Origin of the sequence: Bradyrhizobium sp. CER78 (assembly GCF_029846235.1) — a bacterium.
Taxonomy (GTDB): domain Bacteria; phylum Pseudomonadota; class Alphaproteobacteria; order Rhizobiales; family Xanthobacteraceae; genus Bradyrhizobium.
Genome location: NZ_JARVWP010000005.1, coordinates 436,373 through 459,289 on the forward strand (window position 1 = coordinate 436,373; position 22,917 = coordinate 459,289).

Here is a 22,917-nt window from a genome sequence, read left to right on the forward strand (position 1 = left end):
GATTCTCCCATTGGCTCATTCTGGGTTGAGTTCTTTCGCGAGAAGCTAAATCAATGGTTGCAGCCCCCCGAACCTCCCTCCAGGCCGTCGGCGAGGAGGAATCCTCGAAACGCCGCCAGATCCTGGACGGCGCCCGCAAGGTGTTCCTGGAACTCGGCTTCGACGGCGCCAGCATGGGCGAGATCGCCCGCGCCGCCGCCGTCTCCAAGGGCACGCTCTACGTGTATTTCCCCGACAAGGCCGGGCTGTTCGCGGCGATCGTCGAGGAGGAGAAGCTCGAACAGGGCAAGGTCGCCTTCAATTTCGATCCGGCGCGCGACGTCGACACCACCCTCCCCGAATTCGGCCGCGCCTATGTCGCCTTGCTGTGCCGGCCCGGCGGCGGCTCGGCGATCCGCACCGTGATGGCGATCGCCGAGCGGATGCCCGAGCTCGGCAGCCGGTTCTATACTCACGTGATCGCCCACACCGTCGACCGCTTCGCCGCCTATCTGGAGGCGCGCGCCGCGCTCGGTGAACTCGTGATGGACGACACCCAGCTCGCGGCCTGGCAGTTCATGCAGATGTGCCAGGCGACGCTGTTCCAGGCGTTCATCTTCCAGGCCAACCCGTCGCCCTCGCCGGAGCGGATCGCAACCGTCGTCGACAGCGCGACGCGGGTGTTCTTCGCGGCGTACCGGCCGAAGGTCGGGTGAGATCGGCGCTCTTTTCGCGGACCACCGCACTCTTGGTCCCGTCATGCTGAGGTGCTCGCGTAGCGAGCCTCGAAGCATGCGCGGCCCGGCTGGTGGCCGTCGTGCTTCGAGACGGCCGCTGCGCGGCCTCCTCAGCATGACGGATGCCGGATTCCTCAGTCTGCCACCAGGGTCTTGTTCTTGCTCCGTTGATATGCACGATCGATAACTCCGGCGCGACGAGACTATTGGCCATGAGCGAGTTCATCATCCGCACGATGCGACCCGACGAGATCGTACTTGCGGTCGATTGGGCGGCGGCAGAGGGCTGGAATCCCGGCCTCGCTGACGCGCCGTGCTTTGCCGCCGAAGACCCGCAGGGCTTCTTCCTCGGCGAGCTGGAGGGCAAGCCCGCCGCGGTGATCTCCTGCGTCAACTACGGCACGCAATTTTCCTTCCTCGGCTTCTACATCGTGCGCCCGGATCTGCGCGGCCAAGGCTACGGCCTGAAGATATGGGACGCCGCAATCGCGCATGCTGACCGACGCGTGATCGGCCTCGATGGTGTGGTGGCGCAACAGGCGAACTACCAAAAGTCCGGCTTCGCGCTCGCTTACGCCAATGTGCGCTATGGCGGCACGGTCGCAGCCCCCCCGGCACCGAGCGGGCGTATCGTTGCGCTGACCGACGTGCCGATGGCGCTGGTCGAGGCCGATGACGCCACCGTGTTTCCGGCTCCCCGCCCGGCATTCCTGCGCGCCTGGATCGGCACACCAGGGCATATCGGGCGCGCGCTGCTGCGCGACGGCAGGCTGATCGGCTGGGGCGTGATCCGTCCGTGCCGCTCCGGCCGCAAGATCGGTCCGCTCGTTGCTGATGATCGCGCGAGCGCAGAGATCATCCTCTCGGCGCTGCTGGCGAGCGCAGGCGGCGGCGACATCTTCCTCGATGTCCCCGCGGTCAACCACGACGCCGTTGCGCTGGCGCAGGGCCTCGGGCTTTCACCGGTGTTCGAGACCGCGCGGATGTACACCGGCGCGATCCCGCCAATGCGGATCGATCGCGTGTTCGGCGTCACGACGTTCGAGCTCGGCTAGCGCCCTGGCGTGCGCCTGCGTGATTTCGGAATATTGGAAAATACCCCTGAGTTGCCCGACGTGTCAAGTAACCGGGTCGGACGCCGGCCGCCGGCTCCTTTGCATGGGGTTGTTTTCGATATTTTGGCAACGCGCCTCCCCCGCGAGCGGGAGAGGGAGCGCACCGCATTTGCTGCTGCCGGACTCCGGACCTAGTTCGCGGCCGCGTTGACCTTCGGCGCGGCGACGTTGTCCTGCTCCAGCTCCTCGGGCAGTCCCGCGAAGCGGCGCAGCGCCTTCGCCATCTTCACGCGGCCGGCGACGCCGGTGATGATGACATCGACCATCACGAACGACGAGTGGAAGTGGCCGTTGCCCTTGAGCTGCTCGACCTTGACGCCGGCCTTCGCGAGCGCGTCGCCATAGGCACTGCCCTCGTCGCGCAGCGGATCGAACTCCGCCGTCGCAATGAATGCCGGTGGCAGGCCTTCGAGCTTGCCGCGCAGCGGCGCAACCCGCGGATCGGTGCGGTCGGCCGGCGAGCAGTACAGGTCCCAGAACCAGAACATCAGGCCACGCGTCAGGAAATAGCCGGCCGCGTTGTCGACGTAGGATGGCCGGTCGAAGGTCGAGTCGGTGACCGGGCAGATCAGGAGCTGGCCTGCGATCTCGGGCCCGCCGCGGTCGCGCGCCAGCTGGCAGGTGACGGCCGCGATGTTGCCGCCGGCGCTCCAGCCCGCGACCAGCACCGGCCCTGCTTTGCCGCCGAGCTCGGCGGTGTGGGCGGCGATCCAGCGCGTTGCCGCATAGCCGTCCTCGGCCGCGGCCGGGAAGCGATGCTCGGGCGCGTGGCGGTAGCCGACGCTGACGATAATCATGCCGGTGCGCCGGCACAGATCGCGGCAGAACGGATCGTCCGACAGCTCGTCGCCGAGCACCCAGCCGCCGCCGTGGAAATACACCACGACCGGATGCGGCCCCGGCGTCGCCGGCCGATAAAGCTTGTAAGGCAGCGGCCCGTCCGCGCCCTGCAACAGGCCGGTGCCGACCTCGCCGACCGGTCGTCCCGCAGGACGGCCCTTGTTGAACTCGGTGAGGAAGTCACGCGCGCCCTGCGCGCCCATCGTTTCGAGCGGCGGCAGGTTCATCTCCGCCAGCATGCCGAGCACCAGCCGCACGTCCGGTTGCAGCCGCACCACCTCGCCGTCATTGCACTGCTCGGCAACGCCGGGACCCGAAAGCCTGAAGCCGAGCATGCCGCGGCCGACCACCTCGTTGCAGATGCTCCGATACGGACCGACGCCGCCCGTGTAAGGCATCACGCCCTGCGGCTTGCCGGGCACGTTGGCGCCCGTGTACCAGGTGTTGGCGAGCCGGTGCAGTGTCAGCATCGCGCAGTCGGCCATGTGGCGTTCCCAGCCGGCCTGCGCAGTGTCGGTTGCCTCCATCGTGGTGAAGCCGGCGTCGCGCAGCGCGGCGATGCGCTCGACCACCCAGTCGACATGCTGCTCGATCGAGACAGCCATGTTCGACAGCACCGACGGGCTGCCGGGTCCGGTGATCATGAACAGGTTGGGGAAGCCCGCGACAGTGACGCCGAGATAGGTCTGCGGTCCGTGCGCCCAGACATCCGACAGCGACTTGCCGCCGCGGCCGGAGATCGGATGCACCGCCATGATTGCGCCGGTCATCGCGTCGAAGCCGGTGGCAAACACGATGACGTCGACATCGAAGCTGCGTCCGCTGGTCGAGATGCCGCTGGCCGTGATCGCCTTGATCGGCTCCTGCCGCAGATTCACCAGCGTCACGTTCGGGCGGTTATAGGTCGCATAGTAATTGGTATCGAGGCAGGGCCGCTTGGCGCCGAACGGATGATCGTGCGGGGCCAGCGCGGCGGCGGTCTCCGGATCCTTGACCACGGCGCCGATCTTCTCGCGGATCAGGTCGGCGACGAGCTTGTTGCCGTCGACATCGACCGCCTGGTCGGCCCAGAGCTGGGTCAGGATGTGCACGAGGTCGCCGGCCGCCCACGCCTTCTCGAACCGCTCGCGACGCTCGGCATCGCTCAATTGCCAGCTCACCACGGTCTGCTGCGGATACGGCACGCCGGCCATCGACCAGCGCGCCTGCTCGCGATAGGCGGCGCGGTCGGTTTCGAAATAGGTCTTGCGATCCTCCGGCGCCGGACCGTTGCCGGCAGGCAATGCGAAGTTCGGCGTGCGCTGGAACACGGTGAGTTGCGCGGCCTGTTCGGCGATCAACGGGATCGACTGGATGCCCGACGATCCTGTGCCGATCACGGCGACGCGCTTGCCCTTGAGATCGACGCCCTGATGCGGCCAGCGGCCGGTGAAATAGATCTCGCCCTTGAAGTCCTTGACGCCGTCGATCTCCGGCGGCTTCGGCGATGACAGGCAGCCGGTCGCCATGATGTAGTAGCGGCCGGAGACGCTGGCGCCGTTGTTGGTCGAGATCTGCCAGCGCGCGGTCGCGTCGTCCCAGGTCGCCTGCGTGACCTTGGTGCCGAACCTGATATCGCGGCGCAGATCGTAGCGGTCGGCGACGAAGCCGAGATAGCGCAGGATCTCCGGCTGGGTCGCGTATTTCTCCGACCAGGTCCACGCCTGATCGAGCTCCGGATCGAACGTGTAGCTGTAATCGATGGTCTGGATGTCGCAACGCGCGCCGGGATATCTATTCCAGTACCAGGTGCCGCCGACATCCGCGCCCTCTTCGAGCGCGACTGCCGAGAAGCCCGCCTTGCGCAGCCGATGCAGCAGATAGAGACCGGCGAAACCGGCGCCGACGACCGCGACGTCGACTTGCTGCGTGGTTCCGCCGTGCGTGGAGTCCGAAGCGCGTGCTGCAACTGCTGCGTCTGGCATGCCATTCCTCCCGTATGTTTTGATTTTGCGGAAGGCTAGCCCTGTGCTTTCAGTTTGTCATCACGACAAACGCAATCTGAGGTCGCCGCAATTGTGACGTGCGCGGCCTGGAACGCGAAACGCAGCGCGTAGACGCAAGTGAGGGCGAGGGTCGTGGGGACGCAACGAACGGTGCCACGCACTTCAACGTGGTCCCGGCGAAAGCCGGGACCCATACTCCGCGGCGGATATTGTGGCGGGCCTCGTCATTCCACCGACGCGCAACAATGACCATCGGTGGTTATGGGTCCCGGCTTTCGCCGGGACGACATCGAACATTTGGTGCCGCTCGTGAACCACAGACTCACTCGCTCCGAGGATGGCGGTTCTACAAGTTCGATCAAATCGACCGCATCAGGCCGCCATCGACGCGGATGTTCTGGCCGGTGATGTAACCCGCGCCGTCGGAGACCAGGAAGGCGATGGTTGCGGCGATCTCCTCCGCCTTGCCGTAACGCTTCATCGGCACGCTGTCGCGGCGCTCGTCGGTTGCCGGCAGGCTGTCGATCCAGCCCGGCAGCACATTGTTCATGCGGACGTTGCTGGCAGCGTAGCTGTCAGTGAAGAGCTTGGTGAACGCGGCGAGCCCGGCGCGGAACACCGCTGAGGTCGGAAACATCGCGCTCGGCTCGAACGCCCAGGCGGTGGAGATGTTGACGATCGCGCCGGACTTCTGCGCTTGCATGTGAGGTGCGACCAGACGCGTCGGGCGGATCACGTTCATCAGATAGACGTCGAGACCGGTATGCCATTGCTCATCAGTCAATTCGAGCACGCCCGCACGCGGGCCGTGGCCGGCGCTGTTGACCAGCGCGTCGATGCGGCCCCAGCGCGCCATCACGCCGTCGACGGCGCGCTTCAAATCGTCGTTCGAACGGTTCGAGCCGGTGAAGCCGAGGCCGCCGAGCTCGCCGGCCAGCGCTTCGCCCTTGCCCGACGACGACAGGATCGCGACACGAAATCCATCTGCGGCCAACCGCCGCGCCGCTGCCGCGCCCATGCCGCTGCCGCCCGCGGTGACGAGTGCGACCTTCTCCAAAGCCATGACCGTTGATCCCATCTAAATGACGAAGCTGGCGCTAGGTCTACCATCAGGGAACGCGCGGCGCGACACCTTGGGTGTGGGCTCGCAACCGGTCATGACGAGGTTGATGAACCTGTTGGCAAGGTCGGTGCTCACGGCGAGGTCGCGGCAAGCGCGATCAAGACGGCAAAGACGCCAAGCGGTACGAGGTGCGAGAAGTCGCGGTGGCGTAGAACAGTGAAAATCGCAGCCACAATGATGGCCGCCCCGAGCGCCATGCCGACAATGCGGCTGACGGGAAGCGCAATCAGAATGGCGCAGATGATCTCCAGTCCACCGGTCATGATTCCCCACCAGCGCGGGTAACCCCACCGGGCGAAATCGCTTTGCGTCGCGGACGTGCTGATCGCGTTGAGGACGCCGGCGCCAAAGAAGCCGGCAACGAGCAGCCAGACTGAAATAGCATGCATCATCTCAGGCCACTCCCAAGATCAATGGGATGGCGGCAAGGATCATGACCACCGCCGTGAGACCGTGCATCCCGAAGGCGCTCTTGGCGGAGCCTTTCGCGGCGAGAATGAGCAGCATGTCGCCGACCGGGATGATGGCTTCAACAAGCAGGATGAGGCCGACATCTCTCGGCGTGCCGAATGCCATGAACGCCAGCACGACCAATCCCGCGACGATGTCGCGCACCCCTTTGAGGCGAAGCCACCAGGCGATGTTGCTGCCGCTTTCGGGAAGCGGAAGGCCGAAACTGCGTGTCATGGTCCTCGGGCTCGCGGCGTAGCCGATGCCGATCGCGATAATTCCCACGGCGACGAACAGTCCCGTCCCGGGCGAAAGCCAATGCATCACTCCGTACTCCTTCTAGCTGAAGAATATCTAGCATTGCTAGATAAATAGCATTGCTAAGTTGTCAAGCATCGGTATATTATTGAAATAGCTGAACCTTCCAGATTCGGGAGATCGAGGATTGGGTACCGCTGAGCGAAAAGGCAGGGACCGGGCTGCGCGCGAGCATCGCATTGTCGCGGCCGCGCAGGCGATCGCAGAGCGCGAAGGATGGGATGCCGTTACGGTCCGCCGCCTCGCCGACGAGATCGAATACAGCCAGCCCGTCCTCTACTCACATTTCAAGAACCGGGATGCGATTGTCGCGGCAGTTGCAGTCGAGGGCTTCAAGGAGCTCACGGCTGCACTTCGCGAAGCGGCGAGCGGATCGACAGGACGAAACGCACTCAAGAACGTCGCTCAGGCCTATCTCGCCTTTGCGCTGGATCGTCCCGCGCTTTACGACGCCATGTTTGTGCTGCCAACGGATTTGCGGTTCGCCGAAGCCGGCACCAGACCCGAACTACGGGCCGGTTTCGAAGCACTTGCGGCGGTCGTCACGCCGTTTTGCGTCGAGGTCGCGGACGTGACCGAGACTTTTTGGGCAGCCCTTCATGGGGTCGCCACACTCGAACGTTCAGGCAGAATTCGCCCCAGCGCGCGCAATGAGCGCATCGCGCTTGTTGTGCGAGCGATCGTCGTTTCAGGAAAGGGCCCGCGTGCTGGCGGCTGAAACCGTTCGCGCGACGGACTGCTTCGGCGCATTGGGATGACGGATGTGCGCTGATGACCCTACGCGCTGATCTGCCGCGCCGCGTTCCGCTACTTCCTGAACACCTGCTTCGACGCGGCGTCGAACCTGGCGACGGGCCGATCCAACTGCCACAGCTCGATATCGTGGTGGTCGACAAGACGGCCGGCCGATGCAATGGCCTGATCGTCATCGGTGCAATCCATGTTGACCACCCCGATGGATCGGCTGTGCGGTCCGACGATATAGGCACGATAGGTCGTCATCTTCATTCTCCGGCTGCTGCCCGAAGATGAAGCGTGAGGGCGTATGAATTCGAGAAGTATCGCGACGGCATCTTATAAAGACGGAATAAGCGCCCGCCGCGAACGGGCCACCACACGCGTCAGGTCGTTCGAAACAGCCGTCAGGCCGGCGCGCCGTTCTTCAGCAGCTTTGCCACCGCCGCAACCAGTTCATCGGGCGAGAACGGCTTGTTCAGCAACACGCTGTCGGGCACGCCCCTGGTCGGCCATTCGTCGCCGCCACCGCCGGTGATGTAGAGCACCGGGAACGACGGATCGATCTCGCGGGCGCCGCGTGCGACGCGCCAGCCGTCGAGCCGGCCGAGCAGGCGAATGTCGGTGACCAGTGCACTGTACTTGGTGCGGAACGCCTTCAGTAGCGTCAGGGCTTCCTCGCCCGAGCCTGCGATCGCCGGCTCATAGCCGCCATCCCTCAGGGCGTCCTCCACCATCATCTGAAGATCACGATCGTCTTCGATGACGAGAATGATCGGAGCGTCTTGCAAAGCTATCCCCCAGAAATCAGCCGGGTGCGCTCCCGGCTCCGAAGCATATGCAGAATAAAAGTGGCTACCGTTTGCACGGTGTCACCCAGTAAAAATACGGGTATCAGACGCGTCCCTATTCGTCGGCGAATTCGTCTTCTTCGTTGACCCCCGCCTTACCCCGCGAGGCCGGCTTTCTGCCGCCAAGCGATCCTGTGACATAAGGTTCGCGCGTTGCATAGGGGCTACGGCCGCCGGCGCGCGCCGCGACCTCTTCGCCGGAGACAGCGGCGGGCTGGCAGATCAGGCGCCGGCTAGCCCGGCGCATCAGGTCCACATGAATATGGTCGTAATGGTAGACGTTGGATCCCGGCGCCAGCACCGTGGTGAATTGCTGGCAGGCGGCGGCCTGAACGTCGCGCAGGAAGCCCTGCTCCTCCGGCAGACCCTTCCAGCCATCCTTCACCGAGATGCGGCGGCCGTCAGACAGCGTGAAGGCCGCGATATCGAGCGCGTTGCCGAAGGCGTGTTCGGAAATATGCGCGTGCGAATTGCCGTTCATGCCGCGGCACGAATAGGCCGAGATCTGCTTGATCTCGACGACGCGCGCGCCGAACCAGCGCTGTGCCGCCGGCTGCACGGAATCGGCGAGCCAGCGCTCGAGCACCGAGACGATCGGGCACGCCAGCGTCGCCGCTGGCTTCACCGCGACCGGACCGACCGTCCCCACCGGGTTGCCGCTCGACGGACCGAGCCGCGGCGGCGGCGCGTCCTGACGCTGCTGCGAATACGGCGCCGGCGAGTAAGGCGCGGCCGCGCCCTCGCGCTGCGGGTTGGACGGCAGGCCAGGATAATAAGGTCGCTCGCCGCTTGCAGCGGGCGAGCCTTCCGGCGGCAGGTCGATCTCGCCCTGTTGTGGCGGCACGCCGGGCGCCGACAGCGACACCGGTCCGTTCGGCTGGCGACCATAGCTCGGCTGGCTGACGGCCTGATCGGAATACGGCGCCTGCGCGGGCGGCGGGCTGGGCTGACGATTGATCGGCCAACGCGGCTGGTTGCCGACCGATGCCGGCGGACGCAGGCTGTCATCGGCAAATCCGTAAGCCGAGCTGGCTTCGCCGAGGGCTGCAACCTTGAGCGGGAACTCGGCACCGCAGACACCCGGGCCGGAAATCGGATCGATGCGGACGAGGTCGGGCCCTTCCTTGACCGCGCCTGATTTCAGGCAAGCAGCCTCGGCCTCGGCCCGCCACGGTTCGCGCTCGGCAGTCTGAAACAGACCGCGGCCGCAACCAGCAAGCGACACAAGGACAAGGGAGCCGACGAGATACAAACGTACTCCACGCGTCATGGCGCGGAGGTTCTGCGAATTTGATTAAAAGACTCTTCAACGCAATCGACGGGATGATTTCAGGCGGTCTTAACCATGCAGTGGAACCCGGCAACGCAACGCGCGCACCCTTGCCACACAGTGCATGTAGCGACGGCAACTGACGAACGCGCCGCATCACGCGACGAAGATGCGAGGAGATCTCCTCTAGTGTCGTGAGGGTGAATGCATTGGCATTCGAAATCCGTGCCGGGTTAAATAGAGGCTCATCTGGAGATAGCAGCTTCTATCACCACAACCGATAGTGGGACGTGAGGGACGGTATCCGGTACTGGTGACACGTACGTCCAGCGCAATCCCCCGGAATAAATTTGTGGTCGCTTCAACGCCTTGATTCAGCGTCTGTTTGAGCCACGCGCTGCAATGCGGCATCGCGCGGGAACACCGGGCCGGACAGCACCGCTGACTTTATCGGCCGGGAACCAGTTGCTAGCTTTTGCGTTAATGCGGGCAGCGTTGTGAACCGAGGGAGTTTCCCAATGGATTTCGCGAGTCCTCTGCTGAGCAAGCTGAGCATTGTGGCCGCGTACATCGCGTTAGCCTTTGTCGGCGCCATCATTCTCGGCGTGTTCTAGAACATTCGACAGGCAGTGAGTTCAGCGCCCGGCGGCCGCCCCCGCCGGGCGCTTTGCTGTTTTGTCGATGCTAACTCACGCGTCATCCTGAGGTGCGAGCGGAGCGATCCTCGAAGGATGCACGGCCACAGTCGGGCCATGCATCCTTCGAGACGGTGCTACGCGCCTCCTCCCGGTTACAAATTGGACACTTGCGCAGTCAGGAGCGGGGCTCGAGCCGGAGCTGCCCCTGCGTGATCACCCGCGCCCGCGAATGCGACACGCGGACCCAGTCGGCGCCGGTGCAATAGAAGCGGCCGAGCACGCAGGATTCGACGCGCAGCTTGTCCGCGCCCGTCAACGCGATCGTGCCGTAACGAATGCTGCCGCTGTCCCGGCTGTAGACGCCACCGGTCCAGCGCGCGTCCTGCTTCGGCTTCATGTTGATCAGCACCGCTTCACCGAGATCGCGCGTGGTCCTGTCGAGCGCATACCCGCACAGCGCGTTGCCGCAGAGACGAACGCGCACCAGGTTGTTGGCTTCGGTCTGCCAGTCGCCGACCGGGCCGTCGTCCGGCTCGTCCGCCTCGCGCGAGACGCGGGTCACCGGCGACGCTGGACGCACGGGCGCTGCAGGCACCGCGGCCCGAGGCGGAGGCAGAGCTGCGACAACCGGCGGCGGCTGGAGCGTCATCACGTGCGGCGGCGGTGGTGGCGCGGCAGCCGGCGGCGCCGCCGGAGCGGGCTTGTACACAATGACCGGCGACGGCGCGGGTGGTGCAGCCGGTGGCGGCGGCGGGCTTGCGGCCGGTGTGACGGGGATCGCTGCGGGTGCGGGCACCGGCTTCAGCGTGCGGCCATTGTCCTCGTCGCGTCTCGATCTATCCGACACCGAGACGCAGGAGAGCGAGCGGCACCGCGTCGAATCGAGATGGACGCGGTGACCGCCGATCGAAAACGAGATGCCATCGCCGGCATGGGCGAACGGCGCAATCAGCATCAGCGCGACGAGCAGGCAGGTGCGCTTCATCGAAACCTCCAGAACATCCGATGACGCTTAAGCAGGCGATGCTCATGGCGCAGTGACCTGCGTCACCGTGGCGATCGCTCGTGACGATCCTTCGGCTGCGTCCGCCGGCGTGATGCAGATCACAGAAGCTGGCCCTGCGGTCGCGTAGCGTCCGGACCAATCGATCCATCCCCTCCCAACGCCACGGAGACCCAGATGAAGAAGCTCGTTGCGATCGCCGCGTTGCTGATGGCCACCACGTCAGCGCATGCCGGCGGCACCGGCATCACCTTTGAGATCGACGGCCAGCGCGTCCATGTCGAGGCGCCGCGCAATTGCAGCGCGCTGTCCTGCATCCGCATCTCGGCGCCGGGCTATAACGGCACGATCGGCGGCATCAGCAAGACTCTCGGCTCGAAGTCCGACGATGATGACGTCGCCGCGACGAGCTCGCCGCCACCCGCGCCGCCGCAGGCGCCCGCCCCCGCACCGGTTCAGGCCGCCGCGCCGCAGCCGGCCGCGCCGGTCGCCGCTACTGTCCCGCCGCCTCCTCCGCCCCCTGCGCCACCGGCAAATGTTGCGACGGTGGCCCCCGCGCCGGTCGACGCCGCACCCGCTGCGCCTGCACCGGCTCCGGTTGCCACACGGCTTCCGCCGCAACCGCAGGCCGCGACAGTTGCCGCAGCGCCGGCAGCGGCACCGACCGGGCCGATCGGCGTCTGGGCCACCGAGGAGAACAAGGGCAACGTCCGCGTCGAAGCCTGCGGCGCCAATCTCTGCGGCTATTCCGAGAAGAGCAACGAACGCATCCTGATCAACATGAAGCCCGACGGCAGCAAGTGGAGCGGCCGCATCCACGATCCCGACTCCGGCCGCAACTACGACTCGACGATCGCGATGAAGGGTCCGAATGCGATGCGCGTGCAGGGCTGCGCCTTCGGCGGCATGTTCTGCGGCGGCCAGACCTGGAAGCGGGTCAGCTAGCACGTCACATTTTTCGGATCGCCTTGATGTCCGCAGCCGTGCAAACGGCGAGCGGACATCGGTTGTCTTGCCCGTTCGGCACCTCAGATGACGGTTCGTAGCGGCCCGGCGGTCGCTTCATGTCGATCGCCAGACGAGCTATAAGCGTCGCAGTGTCGAGGTTGATTTGAACCTGCGGGCGGCTTGCGATGGCGATGACGGCTCTTGAACTCGGTCTCCGCGGCGCGGTGGTCGCGCTGTTCCTGGTGGTTTGCGCGGTGCTGCTGCTGCGCTACGCGGCGGTGCATCGCGCCGCGCATCTCGGTGCCGCGATGGGCGCAGCCGGCGCGGCCTACGCGATTTCCACCGCGCCGTTCTTTCCCGCATCGTCATTCGGCTGGAGCTCTCCGTTCATCGCCTTCGCGATGGGTTCGCCGGTGATCTTCTGGCTGTGGGCGCGCGCGATGTTCGACGAACGGTTTGCACTGCGGCCCTGGCACGCGGCGGTGTGGACGCTGCTCGCCGGTCTTGGCGTTATCAGCCACAATTGCTGGACGATCTGGCCCGATCTCGCCGGGCCGTGCGGCCGCGCCCTGGCGCTGGCGACGATCGCCTTCGCCGCGCTCGGCATCGCGCAAATTCCGAAGGGATGGCGCACCGTCGCGGCGACGGCGCGCGGCCGGATCCTGATCGCGCTGATGATCGGCATCGGCCTGCAGATGATGTTCGCCGCGTCGGCTGGCATCGCCGCAATTCCAACCCGGTCGATCAACCTTAGCGCCGCGCTCGCCCTTGCCGCATTCGCGCTGATCGCGATCTGGATGATGCTGTTCGATCCGCCCGAGAGCCAGCCGGCCGTCGCCGGCGGCGGCAACGGCCAGGCCGCGCGAGAGGCACGCGCGCTCGCGCCTGCCGGCCCGCCGGCATCCAGCCAGGCCGCGCTCAATCGCCTACGGCACCTGATGGCGACCGAGCGGACCTATCGGCAGGAGGGGCTGACCATCGGCGTGCTCGCGGTCAAGCTCGGCATGCCGGAATACCGGTTGCGCAGCCTGATCAATGACGGGCTCGGCCACCGGAACTTCAATGCTTTCCTCAACCGCTATCGGCTCGACGAGGCCAAGGCGGCGCTCGCCGATGCCAGCCAGGCCGAGGTGCCGGTGCTGACGATTGCGCTCGATGCCGGGTTCCAGTCGCTGGCGCCGTTCAACCGCGCCTTCAAGGCGGACACCGGTCTGACCCCCACCGAGTTTCGCCGCCAGGCGATGGCCGGGCAAACCGCGGATGCGGTGGAAATCGCCCGGTCGGAGTGAGAATTCGCTCCTCGATTTCAGAAATCGATAGGCTTGCAGCCCCACAATCTGCCTAGCTGCGCCGACGCAGGCGCCGCGTCGCGGCAAGGCGTGATCAGGCGTGACAAAGGCAAGCGGAGCGCAACGGCCTATGAAGCATTTCCTCACCGCGGCAAGGCTGCTGGCCCTCGACCTGGCCTCGACCCTCGTCTTTCTTGTTCTGTTCCTGCTGACGCACAACACGGCGCTCTCGGTCGGCCTCGGCATCGCGTTCGGCGTCGTGCAGATCGGCCTCCAGATCATGCGCGGCAAGCGGATCGACACCATGGAATGGCTGAGCCTGTTCCTGGTGGTCACCGCGGGCACCGCGACGCTCCTCACCAATGACCCGCGCTTCGTGCTGTTCAAGCCGAGCGTGATCTACGCCATCGTCGGCGTCGTGATGCTGAAGCCCGGCTGGCTCAACCGCTATCTGCCCGCGATCGCGCAGAAAGTGGTACCCGATGTCGCCGTCAAGGTCGGCTACGTCTGGTCGGGGCTGATGTTCGTCTCCGCCGCGGTGAACGCCTTCGTCGCGCTCACCTGCGAGATCACGACCTGGGCCGTTGTGATGCCGATCTTCGGCATCGTCAGCAAGATCGTGGTGTTCCTCGGCGGCTTTGCCGCGCTCCGCCTCACCGCAAGGCGCCGCATCCGCGCCATGCCCGAAGCCGAGCGCGAAGCCGTGCTCGCGCTCGAGGGGGCTCCGGCGGCCCGCGGTGCCGTAACGGCGGATCTCACGCCGTCCGCGAGTGGTTAACGAAACAAACCGGCGCACGACGAAACCATTTTGCCGGACGCACGAAGAATCGCTGAAACCAAGTCTCCCTAGTGATGCGTTCGACGACGCGCTGCATCGGCGCGATCACCACAAGGGGGACATGATGGCTTTCACCGCTTCCGCGCTTCGTCACGGCAAACTGCTGGCGGCAACCGCGTTTACGCTCGGTCTGTTGACCTCGGCGTCCTATGCCTACACCGATGAGCAGCAGCAGATGTGCACCGGCGATGCGATGAGGCTGTGCGGCTCGGAAATCCCCGATGTCGATCGCGTCACCGCCTGCATGGTTCGCCAGCGCGCGCTGCTCAGCGACGGCTGCAAGGCCGTATTCCACTACGTGCCGCCCGCCACCGCCGCGCAGCCCGCGAGCTATTCGCCCGCAGCCAAGCCGGCGAAGCCGCTCAACATCACCCCGCACAAGCGCGGCTGATCCAACCCCTTCCCGACCAACGAATGAGCACCGCCTCCCGGAGGGAGCGCGGTGCTTGATCGTTCCGGTCCGCCATGACAACAAGGCAGGACCGTTCATTCGGCATTCAGCCTGACGCGGCTCAATTGCCGGTCCCCAATGCCTCCCCCGGGAATCGATGGTGATGCGCCGCACCTTTTTCTTTGCGCTTCTGCTGGGTGCCGGCGTCACCATGGGTTGGCATACAATGGCCAATGCCGCGCCGGACCTGACGCAACTCGCGCAAGCGCAGCCCGCACCTACGGCCGCCCCGGCGCCGGCTGCAACACCGGCTGCTCCCGCGACACCTGTGCCTGCAACTCCGGCGCCAGGTACGAGTGCGCAACCCACTGCGCCCGAGCCGATCGGCAACGTCGCGACGCTGACCGGAACCGCGACCGTCACGCGCAACAACACCACGACGCCGCTGCAGATCCGCGACGACATCTTTGCCAATGACGATGTCGCTACGTCGGCGACCTCCTCGCTCGGCATCACCTTCAACGACGGCACCACCTTCAACCTGCGCGCCAACGCCAGGATCACGATCGACAACTACGTCTACGAGGATGGCGGCCAGCAGAACGCCGCGCTGTTCAACGTCGCCAAGGGAACGGCGGCCTTTGTCGCCGCTGCTGTCGCCAAGACCGGCGACATGAAGATCTCGACGCCGACCGCAACCCTCGGCATCCGCGGCACCACCGGCCTTGTCGAAGTGCCCGAAGGCGCGAATGCGACCAGCAACAATGTCGGCATCAAGCTGTATCCCGACGCCGACGGGCATGTCGGCCGCATCGAAGTCAACGATCGCGCAGGCGCCTCGCTCGGCGTACTGACGCGCGGCGCGAGCGGTTTTGCGATTCGTCCCGGCAGCGGCGGCGCTCGCTTCGCCGCGGTGCCGCTGACGATCTCGCCGCAACAGATGACGCGCGACCAGGGTTTCGTGCGCGCGGTGCATTCCGCGCAGACGCTGGGCCGCCAGGTCGTGACCGAGCAGCGCGACTTCCGCAGAGCCAATCCGGACTTCCGCAGGACCAATCCGGCCGCGCCCTATCCGAACCGCGGCCAGCCGGTGCAGCCGAACCCGCAGCGCCAGAACGGCCTGCCGGGCCAGAACCGCAACGCTCCGCAGCAGCCGGGTCAGCAGAATCGTCCGGGCCGGTTGCAGCAGCCCGGTCAGCAAAACCGTCCGGGCCAGCCGCAGCAACCCGGCACGCCCGGCCGGCAAGGTGCGCAACAGCCAGGCTCGAAGCAGCCGGGTACGCAGCAACAAGGCGGCGCGCAGCACGCGCTGCCCGGCCAACCCGGCGGCACCACGCTGCCGCACGCGCCCGGCGTCCGGACACCGGCCGGACAGCAGCCTGCGGGACAACAGCCCGCACGTCAGGGCGGCGCGACGCAGCCCGGCGGACAACAGTCGCCGGCACGTCAAGGCGGCCTGCAGCCCGGACGCACACAGCCGCCGGGCGGCGTGCGCCAGCCAGGACAGCCAGCGGCTCAACCCGGCGTGCCGCGACAAGGCGCAGCGCAGCCTGCACCGCAGGCACCGGGCCAGACGCGGCCGGGCATTCAGCAGGCTGCACCGGGCGTCCGCCCCGGCATGCAACGGCCCGCCGTGCAGGCACGCCCAGCCTTCCAGCAACGACGTGCACCGCCGCCGCGTGCGGCGAGGCCGCAGCCCAAGGACAGGCGCCATAACTGATGTGGCAGCGCGCGGCGTCAGGCCGCGCGGCGCAGCCAGTCGCGCACGCGTTCGATCAGGTTTTTGCGCGGGATCGGCTGAACGGCCGTGGCAACGGGTTCGATCTCGCGCGCAGATGGGAGCGGCTGCTCGGATGCAGCCACCTCTGTCACGGCATGTTCGGTCTCGACCGCTTCGCCGGCATTCGCGGCTAGATCGTCCAACACCACGGTCGGCTGATCCGGTTTGACATTCAACGCCGGCGTCTCCACGACATCGGACGCTTCAGCCATCACTTGCACCTCAACAGGCAGAGGTGCGTCAACGACGCTCGAAGTTTCGGCGGCCACTGCCGCTTCATCAACCACGGACCTATCACTGCCCGCAGGCATCTCAGCGGCAACGGGCTCCACAGCGATCGCGGGCTGATCGACGATGGGCTCTTCCGCGGCAAGGCGCGCACGCCGGCGCTCTGCGGCCGCAACGCGCAAGCGCGCGCGCCGCTCGCGCGCCGCATTCGCCGCGGCCTGCAACGCGATCGGGCCGACATTCTCCAGGAACGCGCGTTCATAGCCGCGTGACAGCCGCTCCAGCGCCGCATCGAGCGGCAGCCAGTCGACTTCCCTGATGTCGCTCATCAATTCCCGCACCGGCTTGCCGCCGGCATCCATGCGCCAGTAATGCACCACCTTCGAGCGCCCGCCGGAATCATAGACCAGCGTACCCAGGAACTCGTGCACGTCGACGTCGTGACCGGTTTCCTCGAGCACCTCGCGCTCGGCGGCGGCGCGCGCCGTCTCGCCATCGTCGAGCTTGCCCTTCGGCAGCACCCATTCATTGCGCTTGCGCAGGCGCACGACGGCAAAGCGCGGCGGCGCCTCCCGCCGCAGCACAATGCCTCCCGCCGCCAGAACAGGCGTCCGCGCCATCTCGTATCCCAAAGGTTTGCGATTTAGGATCGTCGCACGACGATCGCAGCCATTCTAAAGCATGATCCGGAAAAGTGGAAACCGCTTTTCCAAGCAGAACATGCTCAAACAATGACGTGCGAAGGAGAAAGCGACATCAAAATTCCCATTTGACGCGCTTTCTTCACGTGAACCGGTGCCCACTTCGCTCGAAAGCGCTATGAGGGTTTTCGCATCAAAGGTTCGCCGCATTTGATCCGCGTTCCCTCGGCGACATTGTCGCAGAACTCGAAATTGTCAGGCGCGAGCACGATAATGGTCGAGCCGTGCTCGAACCAACCGAGTTCATCGCCTTTCTTCACATGCGCGTCACATGGGAAATCCACCGGGCCGCGCGACTGCGCATTCAGCGTGACGTCGAGGAAATGCAGGCGAAGGCTGGCGACCAGGATCGCTGCGACCGGAACCAGCGTCAGCGCCTCGCCGGTCGGGAGTTTTGTGCGCAGCACCGCGCGCTCATTCTTGCAGAACAGCCGCTCGATCCGCTTCAACGCGATCGGATTGACGTTCCAGACATCGCCATGGATGAACGTCACCTTGTCGATGGCAAGATCATACGGCGCGTGGAAGCGGTGATACATGCTCGAGGTCAGCCGCAGCGTGACGAAGCGGCCGTTGCGATGCTGCTCGACCAGCGCGGGATCGCCGAGCAGGTCGAGCAGCGAATAGGGCGCGCCCTTGACCTGGAACAATTGCCCGTCCTCGATCCGGCCATGCGCGCCGACGATCGCATCCGACGGGCTCGCGATGATGGCGGGATCGGCCGCCGCCGGGCGCAGGCCGGGCTTCAGCTCACGGGTAAAGCAATCGTGCAAACTCTTGAATTCGGTCTTCTTTGCTTCCGACAGATCGAGGTCGGAGAATAGCTTCCAGCAGGCGATCGAGGCATCGCGCACCAGCGGGTTCTCGATCTTGGAGAACCAGCCCATGAAGCGGGTCAGCGCGGCCCGTGGAATCCGGTTGGTGAGCAGGAAATTGAGGTCTTCCTGCTGGGTGAATGCCGAGATCAGGCCCTTGACTGTCATGAATTTGTTAGGTGCTGAGGCTAGCGCTTCTGTCATGGAAACATCCCTTCCGATTCTCTCGCTGTCCGCCGCCGCACTTGCCGGCGCCGCCGCAGCTTTCCCCAAAATTCAGGCCCGCATCGCGCTGTCGCGCGCCAAGCACCGCTCGCTGACCGGACATTCCAAGATGTCCAAGATGGTGGCGCGAATGGTGCCGCACTACGAATTCGACATCGACCAGTTCTTCTGCTCCGACGGAGCGCCGAAGGACATCGCGATCCAGCGCCAGGACGGCTTCTTCCGCCTCGCCGGCCTCTACCAGGATCGCTACCCCAAGGGCCGCGCGCTGACCGCCGAGGTGACGGAGCGGATCTCCGACCTGCAGTTCACCGAAAGCTACCGCGTGCCGTTCCAGTACAGCCGCCTGGTGCGCGAGCATCTCGGCACCTCGGCCTTCGTCGAGGCCTCCCGCGGCGTCACCGTCACCGACCTCGACGGCAACGTGTCCTACGACCTGACCGGCTCCTACGGCGTCAACATCTTCGGCAACGACTTCTACAAGGAGTGCATCGCCGAGGGTGAGAAGCGCGCCCATGCGCTGGGTCCGGTGCTCGGCCCCTACCACCCGATCATTGCCGACAATGTGAAGCGGCTCTGCGAGATCTCCGGTCTCGACGAGGTCTCGTTCCACATGTCGGGCACCGAGGCCGTGATGCAGGCGGTGCGGCTCGCGCGCTACCACACCAAGCGCACGCATCTGGTGCGCTTCGCCGGCGCCTATCACGGCTGGTGGGGCGAGGTGCAGCCCGGCGTCGGCAATCCGGTGTCGCCGCACGAGACCTACACGCTCGCCGACATGTCGGAGAAGACGCTGCACGTGCTGCGCACCCGCAAGGACATCGCCTGCGTGCTGGTCAATCCGCTGCAGGCGCTGCATCCGAACGGCAACGCGCCCGGCGATTCCGCGCTGGTCGATTCCTCGCGCTCTTCCCGGTACGACCGCGCCGCCTACACCGAATGGCTGAAGAAGCTGCGCGAGGTCTGCACCGAGCGCGGCATCGTGCTGATCTTCGACGAGGTGTTCGTCGGCTTCCGCCTCGCCGCCGGCGGCGCCCAGGAATATTTCGGCGTCAAAGCCGACATGGCGACCTACGGCAAGAGCCTTGCCGGCGGACTTCCGGTCGGCGTGGTGTGCGGCCGCAAGGACCTGATGCGCCGCTTCCGCGACGACCGTCCGGCCGACATCTGCTTCGCCCGCGGCACCTTCAACTCGCACCCTTACGTGATGACGGCGATGGACGAGTTCCTGAGCCGGCTCGCCAGCCCGAACTTCCGCTCGATCTATAACGGGCTGGACGAAACCTGGAACGGCCGCGCCAAGTCGCTCAACGACCGGCTCGAAGCACAAGGCTTGCCGGTTCGCGTCGGCAACATCTCGTCGATCTGGACCGTCTATTACACCGAGCCGTCCCGCTATAACTGGATGCTGCAATACTACCTGCGCGCCGAGGGACTGGCGCTGAGCTGGGTCGGCACCGGCCGCCTGATCTTCAGCCTGAACTACACCGACGCTGATTTCGCGGAGGTCAGCGACCGCTTCGTCGCGGCTTGCGACAAGATGAAGCGCGACGGCTGGTGGTGGCACCAGGAAGGTCTCACCAACAAGAACATCAAGCGGCAGATCCTGAAAGAGATGGTCGCTGTGAGGCTTGGGCGCTGACGGCTGCCCCTGCTCTCTCCCCCCCTCGCCCCGCTCTTGCCCTTCCTTCACCTCTCCCGCTTGCGGGGGAGGCCGGGTCGCATCGGCAGATGCGATCCGGGTGGGGGTTCTCTCCTCACAATGAGTGCCGCAAGCGGCGACACCCCCACCCCAACCCTCCCCCGCAAGCGGGAGAGGGAGCGCAGTCCCGTTGTGGCCAGCAGCGCGGCGTAAGATCTTCACGAGAGCCCTAAGAACGGTGATGCCCGGGACAAGCCCGGGCATGACGCAATTTGAAGACGCTGGGAGCAACGATCAGGCGTGCTTGACGTGCTTCTCGAGACCCGGATCGATCAGCTCGCCTTTCATCAGGAACAGCGGCGCCTTGTGATAGAGCTTCAGGTCGTGGAACGGATCGGTGACGATCTTGGTCATCCAGACGAGGCCGGTCTCGACGTCGCGGATGAAGAACAGGTGGATGGTGCGGAACAGCAGGCCGCCGACGCCGACCGCAAGCCAGATCTTGGCGACCTGACGGGTGAAGTCGCCCATCGTGACCCAGGGCTTGAACAGGCCGAACAGGGTCGGATCGAAGTACAGCACCATCGGCGACAGCGCCCAGATCGCCATCAGCACGACCTTGCGCTGCAGGTTGTAGCCGACCTTGATGTCTTCCTTGTGCTCGTGGGTCGCCTGGTTGACGTGGTCATACCCCTTCGGCTCGAAGAAGAAGTGACCGGCCTGGCGCGAGGTCATCGAGACCAGCCAGCCGACCAGCGCCGACACGACCGGATCGAAGAACAGCATCACATAGGCGAACAGGAAGCTCAGCGCGCTGACGAAGTGCAGGCTCTGGTTGATCCGGCTGTGGTGGTAGAAGCGATGGTCATCCCAGCGCTGGGTACGCAGCTCTTGCAGAAAATTCTTGATCATTGGTTCCCCCAACATCTTTCGGAACAGGATTTACAGGGATTCGATGTATCGCGTGTGACATCATCATAATGACATATGACAACGCGGAGCGACGCCTTGACGCGACTGGAGAAGGGTCTCGCCTCATCCCGGAGATTTGCGGGGATGAGGCAGAGGAGATCGTAGCCTTCCGGTTTGCGGCGCACTGTGCGCCGCCTCACCCGGAAGGACCGGCGGGCTGAGCCGCCTCAGGCAGCGCTTCAGGCCGCCGCTTTAAGCCGCCTTGGCGACGTCGGCCTTGCGGAAGCGGACCAGCGAGAAATGGCCGAGCGGCGGGATCAGGCGGCGTTCCGCGAGCTCCATGCCGTGCGCGCCAGAGAGCCACTTGGTGTAGCGCGACCAGGCGAATTCAGCGGTGCGGAACCCGAGCGGGCGCACCACCGGCTGCAGCGTCTGCTCGATGAAGCGGCGGACGCCGGCGTCGGCGCTGACCCGGGTCAGGATGATCAATTCGCCGCCCGGCCGCACCACGCGCGCGAACTCGTCCATCGCGGCTTCCGGGTTCGGCACTGCCGAGAGCACGTACTGCGCCATCACCACATCGAACGAATTGTCGGGGAATTCGAGCTTCTCGGCATCCATCACCGCAAGGCCCTCGACATTCTTCAGGCCCTGCTCGGCGACGCGCTTCTTGGCCTTCTCGAGCATCGCCTCGGAAATGTCGGTGCCGAAGATGCGAACGTTCTGGCCATAGAGCGGCAACGAGATGCCGGTGCCGACGCCGACTTCGAGCACGCGGCCGCCGATCTTGTTGGTGGCCTGGATCGCGGCCTGCCGGCCCTTGCTGAACACGCCGCCAAACACGAGGTCGTAGATCGGCGCCCAGCGGTCATAGGCCTGCTCGACCGTTTCGCGGTCGAAGTCCAGGGAACGGTCTGCGCCCAGCTTGATAATTTCAGCCATAGATAGTCTCTCGTCTTTCGTTCGATTGAGCTGTTAATTCGGAACCGCACTGCGGCCGGCAACGCGGCGGGCGGGCCGCGGCGCGCGGCTCGGCTGCAACGTGGCCAGATTGCCGATGAACTGACGCGCACTGTTTTCCCAGGAACGCTCCAACGCAAAATTGCGGCAGTCTGCGCGCGACATGTTCAGCGCGCGCAGGCAGGCGGCGCGCAGATCATTGTCGATCGCGCCGATCGGATGATCCGCGATGACGTCCTTCGGCCCGGTGACCGGGAACGCCGCGACCGGCGTGCCGCAGGCCAGCGCCTCGAGCTGCACGACGCCGAAGGTGTCGGTCAGGCTCGGGAACACGAAGACGTCGGCGGCGGCGAGGTGCGAGGTCAAATCCTGGCCCTTCTTCTCGCCAAGGAAAATCGCGTCGGGATATTTCTGTTCCAGCGCCGCCCGTTGCGGGCCATCGCCGACCACGACCTTGGAGCCCGGCAGGTCCAGCGCCAGGAAGGCGTCGAGGTTCTTCTCCACCGCGACGCGGCCCATCGTCATGAAGATCGGCCGCGGCAGGTCGAGCACCGCCGGTTGGTCGGGATTGAAGATCCTGGTGTCGACGCCGCGGGTCCAGAAGCCGAGCCTGCGGAAGCCGCGCTCGGCAAGCTCGGACCGCAGCGAGTCGGTCGCGACCATGGTCATCGAGCCTGCCGCATGGAAGTGGCGAAGCACGGCGTAGCCGACGCTGTCGGGAATTCCGGTGCGCACCGAAACATATTCCGGGAAGCGCGTTGTATATGACGTGGTGAAGGCGAGCTTGTTGCGCTGGCAAAAGCCGCGCACTGCCCAGCCGATCGGACCTTCGGTTGCGATGTGGATCGCCTCGGGTGCGGCCTCCTCGATCCGGCGCGCGATCTCGCGCCGGTTCGGCAGCGCCATCCGCAGCCCCGGATAGGTCGGCACGCCGACCGAACGGAAGCCGTCGGGAGTGAGGAATTCGATCTCGGCGCCGAGGGCCGCTGCGCTGCGCGCAAGCGACGTCAGCGTCCGGACCACGCCGTTGACTTGCGGATGCCAGGCATCGGTCGCAACGAGTATGCGCATCGCAGGAGACCCAAATCGTTAATCTTGATTCTGCTCGCACGACGTTCTGACATGGATGTTTCAAACGTATGAC

General features: G+C 65.6%; 21 protein-coding genes and 1 pseudogene. 9 read left to right on the top strand and 13 right to left on the bottom strand.

Annotation, left to right across the window (positions count from 1 at the left end; translation table 11 throughout):
- Positions 1 to 53: 53 nt before the first annotated feature.
- Both QDT69_RS13675 and QDT69_RS13680 read left to right on the top strand, forming a co-directional pair.
- Complete coding sequence (locus QDT69_RS13675) at positions 54 to 695, top strand: TetR/AcrR family transcriptional regulator (protein WP_050425589.1); 642 nt, start codon at positions 54 to 56, stop codon at positions 693 to 695.
- A gap of 233 nt (positions 696 to 928) precedes the next feature.
- Entirely contained in the window at positions 929 to 1,771 is an 843-nt protein-coding gene (locus QDT69_RS13680) for a GNAT family N-acetyltransferase (RefSeq protein ID WP_279707039.1), read from the top strand.
- A gap of 191 nt (positions 1,772 to 1,962) precedes the next feature.
- Here the strand turns inward: QDT69_RS13680 and QDT69_RS13685 are convergent, their stop codons facing one another.
- The 4 genes from QDT69_RS13685 to QDT69_RS13700 form a co-directional block, all read right to left on the bottom strand.
- Positions 1,963 to 4,635: an alpha/beta hydrolase fold domain-containing protein gene (locus tag QDT69_RS13685; protein ID WP_279707040.1), complete on the bottom strand. Its 2,673-nt coding sequence runs from the start codon at positions 4,633 to 4,635 to the stop codon at positions 1,963 to 1,965.
- Between the two features lie 379 nt (positions 4,636 to 5,014).
- A complete protein-coding gene (locus QDT69_RS13690; RefSeq protein WP_279707041.1) occupies positions 5,015 to 5,719 on the bottom strand; it encodes an SDR family oxidoreductase in 705 nt (234 codons plus the stop codon).
- A gap of 131 nt (positions 5,720 to 5,850) precedes the next feature.
- On the bottom strand, positions 5,851 to 6,171 hold the full coding sequence (locus QDT69_RS13695; protein ID WP_279707042.1) for a DoxX family protein: 321 nt from the start codon (positions 6,169 to 6,171) through the stop codon (positions 5,851 to 5,853).
- Position 6,172: 1 nt separating this feature from the next.
- Positions 6,173 to 6,553, bottom strand: coding sequence for a DUF4267 domain-containing protein (locus tag QDT69_RS13700; protein WP_279707043.1), 381 nt, complete (start codon positions 6,551 to 6,553; stop codon positions 6,173 to 6,175).
- 121 nt (positions 6,554 to 6,674) lie between these two features.
- Between QDT69_RS13700 and QDT69_RS13705 the strand changes: the two genes are divergently transcribed.
- Entirely contained in the window at positions 6,675 to 7,265 is a 591-nt protein-coding gene (locus tag QDT69_RS13705; protein WP_279707044.1) for a TetR/AcrR family transcriptional regulator, read from the top strand.
- Between the two features lie 89 nt (positions 7,266 to 7,354).
- Here QDT69_RS13705 and QDT69_RS13710 read toward each other — a convergent pair whose 3' ends face one another.
- The 4 genes from QDT69_RS13710 to QDT69_RS13725 all read right to left on the bottom strand — a co-directional run bounded on the left by QDT69_RS13710 (position 7,355) and on the right by QDT69_RS13725 (position 11,026).
- Complete coding sequence (locus tag QDT69_RS13710; RefSeq protein ID WP_279707045.1) at positions 7,355 to 7,549, bottom strand: hypothetical protein; 195 nt, start codon at positions 7,547 to 7,549, stop codon at positions 7,355 to 7,357.
- Between the two features lie 140 nt (positions 7,550 to 7,689).
- The gene (locus tag QDT69_RS13715) at positions 7,690 to 8,073 is read right to left on the bottom strand and encodes a response regulator (protein WP_050425581.1); all 384 of its coding nucleotides are present in this window, start codon (positions 8,071 to 8,073) and stop codon (positions 7,690 to 7,692) included.
- Positions 8,074 to 8,188: 115 nt separating this feature from the next.
- Positions 8,189 to 9,403, bottom strand: coding sequence for an extensin family protein (locus QDT69_RS13720; RefSeq protein ID WP_279707046.1), 1,215 nt, complete (start codon positions 9,401 to 9,403; stop codon positions 8,189 to 8,191).
- Between the two features lie 813 nt (positions 9,404 to 10,216).
- Positions 10,217 to 11,026: a DUF2147 domain-containing protein gene (locus tag QDT69_RS13725; protein ID WP_279707047.1), complete on the bottom strand. Its 810-nt coding sequence runs from the start codon at positions 11,024 to 11,026 to the stop codon at positions 10,217 to 10,219.
- A 195-nt stretch (positions 11,027 to 11,221) separates the two neighbouring features.
- Here QDT69_RS13725 and QDT69_RS13730 point away from each other — a divergent pair, with 195 nt between their 5' ends.
- The 5 genes from QDT69_RS13730 (at position 11,222) to QDT69_RS13750 (ending at position 16,230) form a co-directional block, all read left to right on the top strand.
- Positions 11,222 to 11,989: a DUF2147 domain-containing protein gene (locus QDT69_RS13730; protein ID WP_279707048.1), complete on the top strand. Its 768-nt coding sequence runs from the start codon at positions 11,222 to 11,224 to the stop codon at positions 11,987 to 11,989.
- 188 nt (positions 11,990 to 12,177) lie between these two features.
- Positions 12,178 to 13,281, top strand: coding sequence for a helix-turn-helix domain-containing protein (locus QDT69_RS13735; RefSeq protein ID WP_279707049.1), 1,104 nt, complete (start codon positions 12,178 to 12,180; stop codon positions 13,279 to 13,281).
- Between the two features lie 130 nt (positions 13,282 to 13,411).
- Positions 13,412 to 14,059, top strand: a complete 648-nt coding sequence (locus tag QDT69_RS13740) for a septation protein IspZ (RefSeq protein ID WP_279707050.1) — start codon at positions 13,412 to 13,414, stop codon at positions 14,057 to 14,059.
- Positions 14,060 to 14,183: 124 nt separating this feature from the next.
- Positions 14,184 to 14,510, top strand: a complete 327-nt coding sequence (locus QDT69_RS13745) for a hypothetical protein (protein ID WP_279707051.1) — start codon at positions 14,184 to 14,186, stop codon at positions 14,508 to 14,510.
- 163 nt (positions 14,511 to 14,673) lie between these two features.
- Positions 14,674 to 16,230, top strand: coding sequence for a FecR domain-containing protein (locus QDT69_RS13750; RefSeq protein ID WP_347952041.1), 1,557 nt, complete (start codon positions 14,674 to 14,676; stop codon positions 16,228 to 16,230).
- Positions 16,231 to 16,730: 500 nt separating this feature from the next.
- Here QDT69_RS13750 and QDT69_RS37220 read toward each other — a convergent pair.
- Both QDT69_RS37220 and asd read right to left on the bottom strand, forming a co-directional pair.
- Positions 16,731 to 17,138 (bottom strand): annotated as a pseudogene (locus QDT69_RS37220) (NUDIX hydrolase); the annotation flags it as partial.
- Positions 17,139 to 17,335: 197 nt separating this feature from the next.
- Positions 17,336 to 18,202: an archaetidylserine decarboxylase gene (gene asd, locus QDT69_RS13760; RefSeq protein ID WP_279707129.1), complete on the bottom strand. Its 867-nt coding sequence runs from the start codon at positions 18,200 to 18,202 to the stop codon at positions 17,336 to 17,338.
- A gap of 34 nt (positions 18,203 to 18,236) precedes the next feature.
- On the opposite strand from asd, the gene QDT69_RS13765 reads away from it, so the two are divergent.
- Positions 18,237 to 19,901, top strand: coding sequence for an aminotransferase class III-fold pyridoxal phosphate-dependent enzyme (locus QDT69_RS13765; protein ID WP_279707054.1), 1,665 nt, complete (start codon positions 18,237 to 18,239; stop codon positions 19,899 to 19,901).
- A gap of 294 nt (positions 19,902 to 20,195) precedes the next feature.
- Here the strand turns inward: QDT69_RS13765 and QDT69_RS13770 are convergent, their stop codons facing one another.
- The 3 genes from QDT69_RS13770 to QDT69_RS13780 form a co-directional block, all read right to left on the bottom strand.
- Positions 20,196 to 20,813, bottom strand: a complete 618-nt coding sequence (locus tag QDT69_RS13770) for a hypothetical protein (protein ID WP_074130485.1) — start codon at positions 20,811 to 20,813, stop codon at positions 20,196 to 20,198.
- A gap of 252 nt (positions 20,814 to 21,065) precedes the next feature.
- Entirely contained in the window at positions 21,066 to 21,755 is a 690-nt protein-coding gene (locus QDT69_RS13775) for a methyltransferase domain-containing protein (protein ID WP_279707055.1), read from the bottom strand.
- A gap of 33 nt (positions 21,756 to 21,788) precedes the next feature.
- Positions 21,789 to 22,844, bottom strand: a complete 1,056-nt coding sequence (locus QDT69_RS13780; RefSeq protein WP_279707056.1) for a glycosyltransferase family 1 protein — start codon at positions 22,842 to 22,844, stop codon at positions 21,789 to 21,791.
- Between the last annotated feature and the right edge of the window lie 73 nt (positions 22,845 to 22,917).

What these genes read in the sequence shown, in the direction of transcription:
- QDT69_RS13675 (WP_050425589.1), top strand. Translation starts at nt 54, where the DNA reads ATGGTTGCAGCCCCCCGAACCTCCCTCCAGGCCGTCGGCGAGGAGGAA.
- QDT69_RS13720 (WP_279707046.1), bottom strand. Translation starts at nt 9,403, where the DNA reads ATGACGCGTGGAGTACGTTTGTATCTCGTCGGCTCCCTTGTCCTTGTG.
- QDT69_RS13725 (WP_279707047.1), bottom strand. Translation starts at nt 11,026, where the DNA reads ATGAAGCGCACCTGCCTGCTCGTCGCGCTGATGCTGATTGCGCCGTTC.
- QDT69_RS13745 (WP_279707051.1), top strand. Translation starts at nt 14,184, where the DNA reads ATGGCTTTCACCGCTTCCGCGCTTCGTCACGGCAAACTGCTGGCGGCA.
- QDT69_RS13780 (WP_279707056.1), bottom strand. Translation starts at nt 22,844, where the DNA reads ATGCGCATACTCGTTGCGACCGATGCCTGGCATCCGCAAGTCAACGGC.
- asd (WP_279707129.1), bottom strand. Translation starts at nt 18,202, where the DNA reads ATGACAGTCAAGGGCCTGATCTCGGCATTCACCCAGCAGGAAGACCTC.
- QDT69_RS13700 (WP_279707043.1), bottom strand. Translation starts at nt 6,553, where the DNA reads ATGCATTGGCTTTCGCCCGGGACGGGACTGTTCGTCGCCGTGGGAATT.
- QDT69_RS13680 (WP_279707039.1), top strand. Translation starts at nt 929, where the DNA reads ATGAGCGAGTTCATCATCCGCACGATGCGACCCGACGAGATCGTACTT.
- QDT69_RS13685 (WP_279707040.1), bottom strand. Translation starts at nt 4,635, where the DNA reads ATGCCAGACGCAGCAGTTGCAGCACGCGCTTCGGACTCCACGCACGGC.
- QDT69_RS13710 (WP_279707045.1), bottom strand. Translation starts at nt 7,549, where the DNA reads ATGACGACCTATCGTGCCTATATCGTCGGACCGCACAGCCGATCCATC.
- QDT69_RS13775 (WP_279707055.1), bottom strand. Translation starts at nt 21,755, where the DNA reads ATGGCTGAAATTATCAAGCTGGGCGCAGACCGTTCCCTGGACTTCGAC.
- QDT69_RS13735 (WP_279707049.1), top strand. Translation starts at nt 12,178, where the DNA reads ATGGCGATGACGGCTCTTGAACTCGGTCTCCGCGGCGCGGTGGTCGCG.
- QDT69_RS13750 (WP_347952041.1), top strand. Translation starts at nt 14,674, where the DNA reads ATGCGCCGCACCTTTTTCTTTGCGCTTCTGCTGGGTGCCGGCGTCACC.
- QDT69_RS13770 (WP_074130485.1), bottom strand. Translation starts at nt 20,813, where the DNA reads ATGATCAAGAATTTTCTGCAAGAGCTGCGTACCCAGCGCTGGGATGAC.
- QDT69_RS13740 (WP_279707050.1), top strand. Translation starts at nt 13,412, where the DNA reads ATGAAGCATTTCCTCACCGCGGCAAGGCTGCTGGCCCTCGACCTGGCC.
- QDT69_RS13690 (WP_279707041.1), bottom strand. Translation starts at nt 5,719, where the DNA reads ATGGCTTTGGAGAAGGTCGCACTCGTCACCGCGGGCGGCAGCGGCATG.
- QDT69_RS13730 (WP_279707048.1), top strand. Translation starts at nt 11,222, where the DNA reads ATGAAGAAGCTCGTTGCGATCGCCGCGTTGCTGATGGCCACCACGTCA.
- QDT69_RS13765 (WP_279707054.1), top strand. Translation starts at nt 18,237, where the DNA reads ATGGAAACATCCCTTCCGATTCTCTCGCTGTCCGCCGCCGCACTTGCC.
- QDT69_RS13695 (WP_279707042.1), bottom strand. Translation starts at nt 6,171, where the DNA reads ATGATGCATGCTATTTCAGTCTGGCTGCTCGTTGCCGGCTTCTTTGGC.